Source organism: Coprococcus ammoniilyticus (assembly GCF_025567345.1).
GTDB classification, from domain to species: domain Bacteria; phylum Bacillota; class Clostridia; order Lachnospirales; family Lachnospiraceae; genus Coprococcus; species Coprococcus ammoniilyticus.
Genome location: NZ_JAOQJS010000001.1, coordinates 423,941 through 437,286, shown reverse-complemented (window position 1 = coordinate 437,286; position 13,346 = coordinate 423,941). Strand labels below are relative to the sequence as shown.

12 protein-coding genes are annotated in these 13,346 nt (G+C 43.6%); 5 read left to right on the top strand and 7 right to left on the bottom strand.

The window, feature by feature from the left end; translation table 11 throughout:
* From ispE to ileS, 5 genes are all read right to left on the bottom strand, one after another.
* Nucleotides 1-864, bottom strand: a complete 864-nt coding sequence (gene ispE / locus OCV60_RS01845) for a 4-(cytidine 5'-diphospho)-2-C-methyl-D-erythritol kinase (protein WP_262529150.1) — start codon at nt 862-864, stop codon at nt 1-3.
* A gap of 5 nt (nt 865-869) precedes the next feature.
* On the bottom strand, nt 870-1,433 hold the full coding sequence (locus tag OCV60_RS01840) for a flavin reductase family protein (protein WP_008402380.1): 564 nt from the start codon (nt 1,431-1,433) through the stop codon (nt 870-872).
* A 57-nt stretch (nt 1,434-1,490) separates the two neighbouring features.
* Nucleotides 1,491-1,781, bottom strand: coding sequence for a GIY-YIG nuclease family protein (locus tag OCV60_RS01835; protein WP_008402379.1), 291 nt, complete (start codon nt 1,779-1,781; stop codon nt 1,491-1,493).
* Nucleotides 1,782-2,441: 660 nt separating this feature from the next.
* A complete protein-coding gene (locus OCV60_RS01830) occupies nt 2,442-4,160 on the bottom strand; it encodes an alanine/glycine:cation symporter family protein (protein WP_262529149.1) in 1,719 nt (572 codons plus the stop codon).
* A 194-nt stretch (nt 4,161-4,354) separates the two neighbouring features.
* Complete coding sequence (gene ileS, locus OCV60_RS01825) at nt 4,355-7,525, bottom strand: isoleucine--tRNA ligase (protein WP_262529147.1); 3,171 nt, start codon at nt 7,523-7,525, stop codon at nt 4,355-4,357.
* A gap of 430 nt (nt 7,526-7,955) precedes the next feature.
* On the opposite strand from ileS, the gene OCV60_RS01820 reads away from it, so the two are divergent.
* From OCV60_RS01820 to OCV60_RS01810, 3 genes are read left to right on the top strand one after another with little or no spacing between them, the layout of a single operon-like run.
* Entirely contained in the window at nt 7,956-8,276 is a 321-nt protein-coding gene (locus OCV60_RS01820; protein WP_021944187.1) for a PadR family transcriptional regulator, read from the top strand.
* Complete coding sequence (locus OCV60_RS01815; protein WP_262529145.1) at nt 8,269-8,862, top strand: DUF1700 domain-containing protein; 594 nt, start codon at nt 8,269-8,271, stop codon at nt 8,860-8,862. The genes OCV60_RS01820 and OCV60_RS01815 overlap by 8 nt, the downstream gene beginning before the upstream one ends.
* Before the next feature lie 2 nt (nt 8,863-8,864).
* Nucleotides 8,865-9,833 carry a DUF4097 domain-containing protein gene (locus OCV60_RS01810; RefSeq protein WP_262529143.1) on the top strand — a complete coding sequence of 323 codons (969 nt, stop codon included), beginning with the start codon at nt 8,865-8,867 and terminating at the stop codon, nt 9,831-9,833.
* Nucleotides 9,834-10,098: 265 nt separating this feature from the next.
* On the opposite strand, the gene OCV60_RS01805 is transcribed toward OCV60_RS01810, so the two are convergent.
* Nucleotides 10,099-10,539 carry a DUF6796 family protein gene (locus OCV60_RS01805; protein ID WP_262529142.1) on the bottom strand — a complete coding sequence of 147 codons (441 nt, stop codon included), beginning with the start codon at nt 10,537-10,539 and terminating at the stop codon, nt 10,099-10,101.
* Between the two features lie 50 nt (nt 10,540-10,589).
* Nucleotides 10,590-11,318: a hypothetical protein gene (locus OCV60_RS01800; RefSeq protein WP_262529141.1), complete on the bottom strand. Its 729-nt coding sequence runs from the start codon at nt 11,316-11,318 to the stop codon at nt 10,590-10,592.
* Nucleotides 11,319-11,632: 314 nt separating this feature from the next.
* On the opposite strand from OCV60_RS01800, the gene OCV60_RS01795 reads away from it, so the two are divergent.
* Both OCV60_RS01795 and OCV60_RS01790 read left to right on the top strand, forming a co-directional pair.
* Nucleotides 11,633-12,565, top strand: a complete 933-nt coding sequence (locus OCV60_RS01795; RefSeq protein ID WP_117784533.1) for an ABC transporter ATP-binding protein — start codon at nt 11,633-11,635, stop codon at nt 12,563-12,565.
* Nucleotides 12,558-13,331 (top strand): ABC transporter permease subunit, encoded by a 774-nt coding sequence (locus OCV60_RS01790; RefSeq protein WP_117784534.1) that lies wholly within the window; start codon nt 12,558-12,560, stop codon nt 13,329-13,331. Before OCV60_RS01795 ends, OCV60_RS01790 begins: the two co-directional genes overlap by 8 nt.
* Nucleotides 13,332-13,346: the final 15 nt, after the last annotated feature.

The window sequence follows — 13,346 nt, the reverse complement described above, 5'->3', positions numbered from 1 at the left end:
TTACACATTATATGGCTGTGTGACAAATACCTGCTTTGCCAGCTTCCGGCTGCGGATCGCATCTGCCGCTTTCTCCGCTTTTTCCTTCTCTGTAAATATACCAAATACAGTCGGACCGCTTCCACTCATAAGTGAATTCATCGCACCACATTCTTTCATGCAGGCTTTGATCTCCGCAATAACCGGATACCGAACTTGTGTTACTGTCTCTAACACATTCTCCATACGTTCCGTGATGCCCTGAAGACTATGTTCTTCCAGTGCTATCACCATACCGTCTATATCCGGGTGTTCTTTTAATTCATTTGCATGCAGGTTCTCGTATACCATCTTGGTCGATACGGCGATCGGCGGTTTTGCAAGCAGGATATAGCAGTCCGGCATCGGTGCAAGTGCTGTCAGCTTCTCACCGATTCCTTCTGATAATGCAGTTCCCTTCATGATACAGTACGGAACATCTGCGCCAAGCTTCACTCCATATTCCATCAGCTTGTGTTTCGGAATCTGAAGATCAAAGATCTTATTCATTCCGATCAGCGCTGCTGCCGCATCAGCACTTCCGCCAGCCATTCCGGCTGCAACCGGAAGCTCTTTCTGAAGAAATACCCGGATTCCACGCGTGATCTGATATTCCTGTTTCAACATCCGACATGCTTTATATACCAGATTATCTTCATTTACCGGAAGCTCGTCCGCATTTGTGCTGAGAACGATCACATCCTCATCCACTGTCTCAAATGTCAATGTGTCATGTAACTTTACTGTCTGCATGATCATCTTTACTTCATGATAACCGTCCGGTCTTCTTCTGAGCACGTCCAGTCCCAGATTTACTTTACCATATGCCTGTAATTCTATCTTCATATTTCTTATTTTTTCCTCACTGAATATCCGAATTTTCCCAGTTTCTTTCCAAGTTTAAAGTATTCTCCATGGGAATATGCCACCAGTCCAAGCTGGTTAAGCTCGAATTTGCCATTTTCATTCATGTATGCTTCATCCACCTGTACGCCGGTTACCTCTGCCAGGAACATATGATGACTTCCAAGCGGGATCACTTCTTTTACCTTACATTCGATATTGACCGGACTCTCCGCGATACCCGGTGTGGCAACTGTAAGTCCCGGACAGGTATGAAGTCCTGTTGCTTTGAATTTGTCAATATCGCGCCCACTCTTTACGCCGCAATAATCGGTCGCAAATGTCAGCTTCTCAGTCACCAGATTGATCACAAATTCTCCACTGGCTTTTATAATATCATAAGAATAGCGTTCCGGTCTAACAGATATTGAAACCATCGCCGGAGAACTGCAAACTGTTCCCGCCCATGCGATCGTAATAATATTCGGTTGTCCGCCTTCTCGCTTACATGTTACCATAACTGCCGGTACCGGGTACAGCATATTCCCCGGTTTCCATAATTGTCTTCCCATCTATAACCTCCTGGTGTTCGACTTTTATTTTCTCAATTCTTATATTTTATACTATTTTCATGGCTTCTGTATACTATCTGGTTGAAAATTTCTGATTAATTCTTCTTTCCGGCTCCGGCTCATCTGCTTGATGTGCCACTCTCTACTCATTGCTTCCTCCGGCGTCTCTGATTCCTCATAATAAACAAGGACAACAGGGCGCCGGCTTCTGGTATACTTGGCGCCCCCTCGTCCTTCATTATGTGCTTTCATCCGCTTTTCCAGATTATTCGTCCATCCGGTGTAATACGTTCCGTCCTTACATCGGACTATGTAAGTATAGTTGTGTTTTTCTTCTGTCGTACTCATTGTGTTCTTACCCACATGTTTTCTTTTTTTATCCAAAGCCGTTATCGACAAGCCAGCGCCTTTCCCATGTTCCATGGCAAGTGTCCTGCCATGGCACTTTCCTGCAGCCTCGCAAATGTCCTGTCATCAGCTTTCTATGTATCCGGGTATGCCGCCGGAGTTTCTCCGGTGGCATACCCCTGAACTCATTTTTGAATCCATTATAATAAAGCAGACAGATCCCAGTACTTCATCAGTAAGTCTCGCATCTTCATGCGCTCTCATATCCGGCTATGCTTCATATTCCGGCATCTTCCTCTCATTATTCCGTCTGCGCGTTTACTATAATTATACTCATAAACTGTCATTTTGCTACTAAAAAATGAAAGATACATCATTATTATGACGCAAAACCTGTCTGTAGGTTTTTGAATCAAAATGGAAAATACATTACATATTATTTCGCAAGTCGTTTGCACTCTATTTCAACGCAGCGGTGCTAAGTTTCTCGCCTGTGGCGACTCACTAAGAACCGGCGTTGAAAAAGGCTTGCTACATAATAGTAATGCTATTTCCCATTTTTGCTTTATATATCAATACATAAACAGGTTTTGCTTCATCTTAATAATGTATCTTTTATCTTTCATTTTTGTTCCAAAGACTTACCGGCAGGTCGACTATTTACGCACGCTTCTTTGCTGCTTTTTCTTCTGCGAGTACTTTCTGGAATTCCCGCATATCCGTTGCGATCTCTTTGCTTAACAGAAGCAGGCAGATCAGGTTCGGAATCGCCATCAGTGCATTTGCAATATCCGAGAAGTTCCATGCCAGATCCAGTGAAGTCGTCGCACCGATGTATACTACAAGGGAGAATACGATACGATAGATCATGTTGTATTTGTGGGAATGGAACAGGTATTCAAAGGCTTTCTCTCCATGATACTCCCATCCAAGGATGGTCGAGAATGCAAATAATGCAATACCGATCGTTACAAGCCATGCTCCCGCCTTACCCAGAACTGTCTCAAATGCTTTGATCGTCAGTGCCGATCCTGTATAGGCTTCTTCATAATAATATGTACCATCTTCATCAAAAATATAAGCATTGCAGCCAGAGGTCCATGCACCTGTAATCGCACCATTCTCATAAACTGCTTCCAGACTATCCGGCTGATGCTGAAGTTTTGCAAATGCTTCACTATCGGAAGCGTCTGCATATGGTGTCAGAACGATATCCTCTGCTCCACCGGACAAAGTCAATGTTCCATCTTGGTATGTAACGGTATATTCTGTCGTCACCATCTTACCCTTTTCTTCATGTGTCAGAGCCAGTGTATCTTCGGCTTCAGAAGTGATCACATATGAACCTTCCGTCGTTGTCGATGTTTTACCGATCACACCGGAGCTTGCGATTACCAGACCGGTGATCGTACATACAACAATCGTATCCCAGAAGGTTCCTGTCATGTTGATATATCCCTGACGAACCGGGTTATCTGTTGTAGCTGCTGCTGCGGTGATCGCTGCTGATCCCATACCTGCTTCATTTGAGAAACAACCACGGGCAACACCGAACCGCATTGCATTTGTCATAGATGCAACTACGGTACCAAGCACACCGCCGGATACGGATTTCATGGAAAATGCCATTGTGAAGATCTCACGCAGGCCTTCCGGCACATTCGATATATTTCCGATAATTACTATAAGTCCTGCAAGCACATAGAATATTGCCATAAATGGAACAACGATCGCGGAGATCTTTGATATGGATTTGATACCACCGATAATGATCATTAAGGCAAGGATCGTAAGGATCACACCGATGATGATCGGATTGATGTGAAAGGTCTCATTCATGGAAGATGCGATCGAGTTCGCCTGTGTCATATTTCCGATACCAAAGGATGCAACAACCGCAAAGAATGCAAACAGCCAACCGAGCACACTTCCGAATCTTTTGTGTTTCAATGCTTTCTTCATCGTATACATCGGTCCACCTGAGATCTCTCCTTTGGCATTTACCTCACGGTATTTGATCGCCAGCATACATTCTGAGAATTTCGATGTGATTCCGAACAACGCCGAGATCCACATCCAGACCAGAGCACCCGGACCACCGGATACCATTGCTGTCGCCACACCTACGATATTTCCGGTTCCGATCGTTGCAGCAAGCGCTGTCGTCAGTGCCGAGAATGGGGATACATCACCGGTTCCTCTGTTCTTTGTTCTTGCTTCTTTACTAAGTGTGCTCTTGATCGCATATCCGAGATTCCTCCACGGCAGGAATCGCGTCCGTATCGTCAGAAAGATACCGGTTCCTACGAGAAGCACCAGCATCACCGGTCCCCACACAAACGAATCAACTGCACTTACAATCTGATTGAGTTTTTCCATACCCATCGCCTCCATATTCATTCCTATTTCTTGTTGTGTAATTGGCAACTTCATTAACGAGAAAAAGGTGCAGGGAAGTTGCTATCTCCAGTACTTCCTTGCACCTTTTAATATGCTATCTATAATACAGACGCTTTCCGAAAAAAGCAAGTATAAATTTGCTTTTTTCGGCATCGGTCAATGCCCTGTATTATTTATGCGTTTTTCTTTACACCAAGTGTTACCTTTTCGCCGTTGATGTTCCATTCCTTGGAATAGCCATCTACACTTCCGGTTACCAGTGCATCTGCCATAACGTCAGACTTGATGCTGTCAGCATTTGCATTCATAAGTCCGGTTGCCTTGTCGCTTCCCTCTGCATAGACTGTGATCTTGTCCATTACTTCGAAGCCAGCTTCCTTTCTCATGGTCTGGATCTTGGATACGATCTCTCTGACAAATCCCTCCTCTAAGAGTTCTTCTGTCAGATTTGTGTCGATAACAACTGTTACCGCACCGTCTGCCTCTGTAACGTAGCCTTCGGTCTGTGCGATATCAATCAGCAGATCTTCCTCTGCCAGAGATACCTCTGTGCCGTTTACGTCAAATGTCAGAGCACCCTTTTCCTTCAGCTCTGCCATAGCTGCATTTCCGTCAACAGATGACAGATATGCCTTGATTCCGCCTAACTGCTTGCCGTACTTTGGTCCTACGGTACGAAGCTGTGGCTTGAATGTGTAAGAACTGAAGCTTGCGATATCCTCTGTAAATACTACGTTCTTGATGTTCAGCTCGTCTTTGACGATCGCTGTCTCATCCTCTGTCAGCTCTTTTGCTGCCTTTACATACATGGTTCCGATCGGCTGTCTGTTCTTGATATTTGCAGTATTTCTGGCTGCACGTCCAAGAACAACGATCTTTAAGATCTCATCCATAGCTGCCTCAAGGTCTGTGTCGATCATCTTCTCCTCTACCTTCGGGAACTCGCACAGATGAACAGATAATGGAGCATCCTTATCAATGCTTCTTACCAGATTCTGGTAAATATCCTCTGCCATAAACGGAATCATCGGAGCTGCTGTCATGGAGATTGTAACAAGGGCTGTATACAATGTCATGTAGGCATTTACCTTATCCTGCTCCATACCCTTTGCCCAGTATCTCTCACGTCCACGACGAACATACCAGTTAGAAAGGTCATCTACGAACTCCTCTAATACTCTGGTTGTCTCAGGGATCTTGTATGCTGCAAGGTTCTCATCAACAGCCTTTACGGTTGAGTTCAGCTTTGATAATAACCATTTATCCATCAGTGACAGCTTCTCGTAATCCAGCTCATGCTCAAGTGGATTAAAGTTGTCGATATTTGCATATAATACATAGAATGCGTAAGTGTTCCATAAGGTTCCGAGGAACTTTCTCTGGCACTCGATAACCGCATCTTCATGGAAACGGTTTGGAAGCCATGGAGCGGAGTTGCTGTAGAAATACCACCGGATCGCATCTGCACCGTATTTGTTCAGTGCATCCATCGGATCTACGGCATTTCCCTTGGACTTACTCATCTTCTGTCCATCCTTATCCTGTACATGTCCGAGGACAATTACATTCTTGAACGGAGCCTTGTCAAATAACAGGGTTGAGATCGCCATCAGAGAATAGAACCATCCTCTTGTCTGGTCAACTGCCTCGCTGATGAAGTCAGCAGGGAAATGCTTCTCGAAGATGTCTGCATTCTCAAACGGATAATGCCACTGTGCAAATGGCATGGAACCTGAATCGAACCAGCAGTCTATAACTTCAGATACTCTGTGCATCTGCTTACCGCACTCCGGACATTTAATCGTTACAGCGTCGATGAACGGACGGTGCAGCTCGATCTCATCCGGGCAGTTGTCGCTCATGCTCTTTAATTCTTCGATCGAACCGATCGCATGACGGCATCCGCATTCACATTCCCAGATATTTAACGGAGTTCCCCAATAACGGTTACGGGAAAGTCCCCAATCCTGTACATTCTTTAACCAGTCACCGAAACGTCCCTTACCAATGCTCTCAGGAATCCAGTTTACGGTGTCGTTATTCTTAACCAGTTTATCTCTGACTGCTGTCATCTTGATAAACCAGGTATCTCTTGCGTAGTAGATCAGCGGAGTATCACATCTCCAGCAGTGTGGATATTCATGCTCGAACTTTGGTGCGTCGAACAGAAGTCCTTCTTTGTCAAGGTCAACCAATACCTTTGGATCTGCATCCTTTACGAAGATTCCTGCATAAGGGGTTTCCTCTGTCAGATCACCCTTGCCATCTACGAACTGTACAAACGGAAGATCGTACTTTCTTCCTACATTTGCATCGTCCTCACCAAATGCAGGTGCGATATGAACGATACCTGTACCATCTGTCATAGTTACATATGAATCACATGTAATGTAGTGACCCTTCTTATGCTGCTTCTCGCATACAGGCTTTACGCACTCATATAATGGTTCGTACTCTTTGTATTCCAGATCTTTTCCTTTGTATGTCTCCAGAACTTCATATGCAGGTACAGCAGGTGCATCTTCTGTAGCCTCCTTTGCAAGAGAGCCGAGCACCTTGTCTGCCAGTGCTTCTGCCAGATAATAGGTATATCCGTCTGCTGCCTTTACTTTGACATAAGTCTCATCCGGATTTACACAGAGGGCTACGTTTGATGGAAGTGTCCAAGGTGTAGTTGTCCATGCAAGGAAATATGCATCTTCGCCGATAACCTTGAATCTTACAACTGCGGAACGTTCCTTTACAGTCTTATAACCCTGTGCTACTTCGTGGCTTGACAGTGGAGTTCCGCAACGTGGACAATATGGCACGATCTTGAAGCCTTTGTATAAAAGTCCCTGATCCCAGATCTTCTTCAGTGCCCACCACTCGGACTCGATGAAATCATTGTGGTATGTTACATATGGATCATCCATATCTGCCCAGAATCCTACCTTGCCGGAGAATTCTTCCCACATACCTTTGTATTTCCATACGGATTCTTTACATTTCTGAATAAATGGCTCCAGACCGTATTCCTCGATCTGCTCTTTGCCATCGATTCCTAAAAGTTTCTCAACTTCCAACTCTACAGGAAGGCCGTGTGTATCCCATCCTGCCTTTCTTACTACGTTATGGCCCTTCATTGTCTGATATCTTGGAATCATATCCTTGATAACTCGTGTAAGCACATGGCCGATATGTGGCTTACCGTTTGCTGTTGGAGGTCCATCATAAAATGTGTAAGTCGGAAGATCCTTTGTTTCTTCCACACTCTTCTCAAATACCTGATTTTCTTTCCAGAAATCCAGAACCTTCTGTTCTCTGTCTACGAAATTCAATTTGGTCGATACTTTTTCGTACATGTTGTTCTTCCTTTCTTTTTATTCAATGTATGCAAAATATTATTAGACAAACTTTTCTATAAAGTAAAAAAAGCCGCCGCCGCAAAAAGGACGAAGGCTTAAAGTTCTCGTTATACCACCTATTACTTGCATACTAACATATGTGCTTCCCGTAACGAGGGAATGACGTCAGAGCCTACTGGCTGTCGTTTTCGGTCTGAAGCTTAAGAGTGATCTTCCATCATCTTCTACTCACACCGGTCTTGCACCATCTCCGGCTCGCTCTGCCTTTCAAACATGATCTACTGTCTCTGTCATCGCTTTTTCTTCTTATTTTTATCAACCTTGAGTATAGCAACCATGAGCATTCTTGTCAAATTATTTTTTACAAAATACCTCTTGACATATTATACTATGTGTCATATAGTATAGTGCATAAGGAGGTATACATATGGATATTCAATTAAAACGCGGTATGCTGGATGTCTGTGTACTGGCTGCGATCAAGGATGAAGATTCTTATGGATATCAGATCATCAAGGATATGAAACCCTTTGTAACGATATCGGAATCTACATTGTATCCGATCCTGCGAAGACTGGAAACCGGCGCATTCCTCACCGTTCGCTCCGTAGAACACAACGGACGACTTCGGAAATACTATCATATTACCGATGCAGGCAAAGCACGAATCGAGGAATTTAAAGAAGAATGGAAAGAACTTGAATCTATATATCGTTTTATTATCAGAGAGGAGAATGACAATGACTAAACAGGAATATTTGTCAGCGATCCGGGGAAAGATCCGGAAAATGCCGGCAGACGATATTGATAAATTTATGGATTATTATAGTGAAATGATCGATGACCGTATGGAAGATGGTCTGTCGGAGGAAGATGCGGTTGCCGATATGGATGCCCCGGACGATGTCGTTGATCAGATTCTGGCAGATATGCCACTGACGAAACTTGTAAAAGAAAAGATCAAACCATCCCACCGGTTAAAAGCATGGGAGATCATTTTGCTGATTCTTGGTTCTCCTATATGGGCTCCACTGTTACTGACCGCGATCGTTCTGATCATCACCATGGCGGTTGTCATACTGGCACTTCTTCTGTCCTTCTATGCGATCGTACTCTCGATGGCTGTTGCAGGTATCGGCGGACTGCTGGGCGTCATTCCGTTTTTCATTACACAGAATGTTCCGGCTGCCCTTTTCATGCTTGGAGCTGCATTTGCCGGAATCGGACTTGCGATCCTGTTCATCGTAGCCGTGAAGCCTGTTACGATCGGCATTTTCAAGCTGTACAAGGCATCCATCAATGGAATTAAGAGAATGTTTGTAAAGGAGAGATAATTATGAGTAAATCCAAAAAAGCTGTTATTGTTGCTTCTATATTTATAGTGGTCGGCGTCATTATCGCTTTCTTAAGTATTGCAATTAACGGATTTCATTTTCCAAATGGTTCTGTCGACCTGCTCGGTATGAAAGCCTTGCCGGACTATGTAAAGAAAACAGTTCAGATCAAAGATGATTTCAACGCCATTGACATCGCAGGCGAAGCATCTACCGACGTCATGATCAAAAACTCCGACAACGGAACGAATTACATCGAATATTATGATACAGATGGTCTGACCAACCATGCAGAGGTTGTTGACGGCGTGCTCACCTTCCGCTGCGAAGACAAACGTACCCACCATCCGACAATCTCACTCGGATTTGGTCAGGATACTACTACCGTTGTTTATCTGGCAGATAAAGAATACGAATCTATCCAGGTAACCACAGCAAGTGGAGATATCGACTATCTGTATTCTCACAAGACTGATAGCAAGCCAGTGTTTAACTCTTCATATACCAGTCTTAAGACAAACAGCGGTGACATCCATATCGCAGATATCGAAGCTAATACCCTCACAGTCAAAACTACATCGGGTGATATCTCTATCAGCAATGGTTCATTTACAACTAAGCTAGAGCTTCATGCCTCAAGCGGTGATATCCAGTTGAACCGCATAACAACAGATCAGGCAGAATTCTATACCACAAGCGGCTATGTATCAGCCAGTGACATTACTGCTAATACCAGTCTTTCCAGTAATACGACGAGTGGCGATATTGATATGTCCATCACGGCCGCTGATACGATCAGCATTTCTGCTACGAGCGGCGACATTGATCTGGCTCTTGCTTCTGACCGAAACTACAGTTTCTTAGCAGATACACAAAATGGCGATGTTGATATTCCACATGGCGCAAATTATTCCGAATATGAATGTGGCGTCAGCACAACCAGCGGCGATATTAGCATCAGACAGAAGTAATATTAGTGAATATTATTTTAAAAAAAAGTCTATAAAAACGAAAAAGGGATTGCCCTGTTAAAACAGATCTACCGCTGTCTCTGTAGATGACATTACGAGGATTTCGTTGAGAGATGCACATTGTCAGTAAATACGAGTGCTTGTTTGAGCCGAAGGCGAGTTAGCACCGGAGTATTTACGAATAAGACATGTGCATCGAACAGAAACCGCAGTTAGTCATTTCAGAGACAGCAGTAAATCTGATTAACAGGGCAATCCCTTTTTATTATTTCTCCGCAGTTTTGCTTCCCAGAATCCATATCAGGATGAAGAAGAAAATCATGCTTTCGCTCATCAAGCCGTTTGTGAATCCAAGACGGAATGCTGTATCCGGAAGTATTGATTTTATAACATAGAGAATGCAGTAGAATACAAGTACATTTCCTGCTGCCATCCATCTTGGCAATGTGGTTTTGCCACACACGACCACATAAAACCAGTATAAGAATACCGGAAGCATAACGACTTCGCTTACTATGATAACCCATGACAGGTGATCAAATAAGGCTCCGCATGCCGGAAGTGCAGCATCGGCATATCCATGTCCCATCATCCATGTATACAAATACAGGATCATAATATAGAACAAGTGAAGACACATCCATGGAGTCAGACCAAATGCATTCAGATAATGATAAATTTTCTCTCCTTTAACGTAAAATGGCATTGGTTAGTGTTTGCTAACCAATGCCATTCTAGCATATTATCTTATCCTCGTCAAAATGCCGTGAACATACTCAACACGGACACCAGACATATGATAATCCCCAGCCATTTGAGAAACAGTTCTGTTTTCCGGTTCACTTTGTTTGATCCCGGATCGTATACCTTGCGCTGCTCTCTGGAATAGTACAACGGATATTCGCTGCCAACCGGATGCTTCTTCCGGCTCAATTCCTGCGCCAATTGATAGTTATGCACACTGCCATCATAAGGATCGGTATACTGGATCGTAAGGATCGCCTTTCCCGGTGTCAGCGTCTTAGCTCCCGGCACTTCTCCGACTACCTTCCCCGGAATCATCATATCCATGTAATCATTTTCTTTTACCTGTTTCTTCTTCATGCCACTTCCTGTAAAAAGGAGAATGATGCCGGATGCAAATGCAACCAACCGCTGCACAAGCATCCACCCGATCGTTCCTGTCATATCCGGTATGACATTTCTCTCCATCAGCTCCTGCGCCATGAAAAATGCTCCAAACAAAATAAACCCGGCTCCAAGTCCCATTATGATATAGATATATTTTTCCATCTCATCCATAGCTGACAGCTTCGGATGGTTTTCCTTTAACAACTGATCCACCGTTGATCCCGAAGCAATATTATCCAACAGCCGCTTTAATTCCCTGCGTCGTTTTTTCAACCGGATAAATGTGTATATCCCCATGATCAACATGCCAATTCCCACTAGAATAATGAACATGATTTTTAACATTTGCATCATTTGTAGCTCTCCCCTTGTCGTCCTGTCTGGCAGGACATTTTCTTTATTATAATAAATATGGGCTTTTTTCTCCATTATATCTTCACTATTTTTTCACTAATTTTCACTATTTTTCATTATACACTTTCATTAGACGATTCTGTATAATTGTTACCTTGTACCAGCACATATATAAACTTACAAACTGCACATTTTTAATTTTGAAAAAAATTAAAAATGTTTCATCTTGGAGTCTGCTCCATGAATTGACTTTCCTGTGGCAAAACAGTATGCTGATTATAGGAAAATTCGGTTGAATCAGGAGGTGCTGTTCCATGGCAGAAGTCATTGCAAAAGCAACAGATGTAGAAGTGATATACGGTGATAAGCCTGCACTTGATAAGATAAATATGTCCGTGAAAAAGGGCGACATTTATGCTCTGATCGGTAAAAACGGCGCAGGAAAAACGACACTTCTCCGCCTGTTTACCGGACAGAATGCCCCTGATTATGGCAACATCGAACTTTTTGGAAAGAAGGGAACACATGGACTAAATGAAGCCCGGAAAAGAACCGGTGCTATCATCGAAACTCCGGCATTTTATCCATTTTTCTCTGCGGAACGCAATCTGGAATATTATCGTATCCAGCGTGGGATCGACGATCCATCCATTGTTGAAACAGTTCTGAAAGAAACGGGACTCTACGAAGCTAAGGATAAAAAGTTTAAAAATTTCTCTCTCGGCATGAAGCAGCGTCTGGGAATCGCCCTGTCGCTCATGCACGATCCGGAATTTCTGATCTTAGATGAACCGATCAATGGTCTGGATCCTGCCGGCATCGTTGAGATGCGAAAGCTGATGCTGCGACTAAACAAAGAGAACGGACTCACAATCATCATTTCCTCCCATATTCTATCCGAGCTTGCAAATATGGCAACCTGCTACGGATTCATCGATCATGGTCAGATCTTACAGGAAATGTCTGCTGAGGAACTAGAAGCAAAAGAAAAAAGCTATGTAAAGGTGCGTACCAGTAATGGTGAAAAAGCTGCTGAATATCTTTCAAAAGAGCTCCAACTCGACGCATCCTACAATGCAGATGATGATACCATTTATATTTATTTTGAAAATAACGCGGTTTACCCGACTGAGAAGATCAGCCGTTTCTTATTTGAAAAGGGATACGATCTGTACTCACTGGAGATTGTGAAAACTACACTGGAAGATTTCTTTATTGAACTGTTAGGAGGGACAACGATTGAATAATTTCCTCAAAAGTGAATGTTACAAAGTAAGCCATCGGGCTTATCCATATACCCTTCTCATTATCGGAGTGGTCATTGCCATTTTGATCAACGTATCTGTCTGGTATGCCATCCATGTCATCCGGATCCCATTTACGATCGAAGGTGCAGATATTATGAATGCCGGTCTGTATATGATGGCAACGATCGTCTGGTACTGCATTATTTTCACCACCGATATCGGTTTCTCCGGTGAATGGAGGAATAATACGATGAAGAATATCGTGTCATTCGGAACCAGCCGAAACACAATTTTCTTTGGCAAATGTATCGTGAATACACTATTGCTGCTTATCGGAATCGTTGTGGTATCTGCAGCCTATCTGCTGACGAATTACATCTGTTTCCGTCATGATGGAAGTCTGACCGCTTCGGCATATCAGAATTATTTTCTGCGTTTTGTGATCATGCTTCCTATGATCATCGCCGGACAGACAATGGCATCCTCCCTGTGCATGTTCTTCTCCACAGACCTTCTGTGGTGCGGTATCTATGCTGTAGTCGTTGCCCTGCTGCCAAATGGCATCATGCTTTTCTATGCCATTTTCCCGGAAGTAGAAGCACTCCGTATCATCTACACCAATCTTCCTACCGTCTGCCTGACCGCTGTTGCATGGCAGACACTAACCACCGGCCTGATTGTTCACGCTATGGAGATCGCCGCCGTACTTCTGATCCTGCCAACTGTTATTTCCCTGTTGGTGTTCCAGAGGAAAGAGATAAAATAAAAACAGACACACACC

What these genes read in the sequence shown, in the direction of transcription:
- OCV60_RS01820 (WP_021944187.1), top strand. Translation starts at nt 7,956, where the DNA reads ATGGATATTCAATTAAAACGCGGTATGCTGGATGTCTGTGTACTGGCT.
- OCV60_RS01810 (WP_262529143.1), top strand. Translation starts at nt 8,865, where the DNA reads ATGAGTAAATCCAAAAAAGCTGTTATTGTTGCTTCTATATTTATAGTG.
- OCV60_RS01795 (WP_117784533.1), top strand. Translation starts at nt 11,633, where the DNA reads ATGGCAGAAGTCATTGCAAAAGCAACAGATGTAGAAGTGATATACGGT.
- ileS (WP_262529147.1), bottom strand. Translation starts at nt 7,525, where the DNA reads ATGTACGAAAAAGTATCGACCAAATTGAATTTCGTAGACAGAGAACAG.
- OCV60_RS01840 (WP_008402380.1), bottom strand. Translation starts at nt 1,433, where the DNA reads ATGGGAAGACAATTATGGAAACCGGGGAATATGCTGTACCCGGTACCG.
- OCV60_RS01835 (WP_008402379.1), bottom strand. Translation starts at nt 1,781, where the DNA reads ATGAGTACGACAGAAGAAAAACACAACTATACTTACATAGTCCGATGT.
- ispE (WP_262529150.1), bottom strand. Translation starts at nt 864, where the DNA reads ATGAAGATAGAATTACAGGCATATGGTAAAGTAAATCTGGGACTGGAC.
- OCV60_RS01815 (WP_262529145.1), top strand. Translation starts at nt 8,269, where the DNA reads ATGACTAAACAGGAATATTTGTCAGCGATCCGGGGAAAGATCCGGAAA.
- OCV60_RS01800 (WP_262529141.1), bottom strand. Translation starts at nt 11,318, where the DNA reads ATGATGCAAATGTTAAAAATCATGTTCATTATTCTAGTGGGAATTGGC.
- OCV60_RS01830 (WP_262529149.1), bottom strand. Translation starts at nt 4,160, where the DNA reads ATGGAAAAACTCAATCAGATTGTAAGTGCAGTTGATTCGTTTGTGTGG.
- OCV60_RS01805 (WP_262529142.1), bottom strand. Translation starts at nt 10,539, where the DNA reads ATGCCATTTTACGTTAAAGGAGAGAAAATTTATCATTATCTGAATGCA.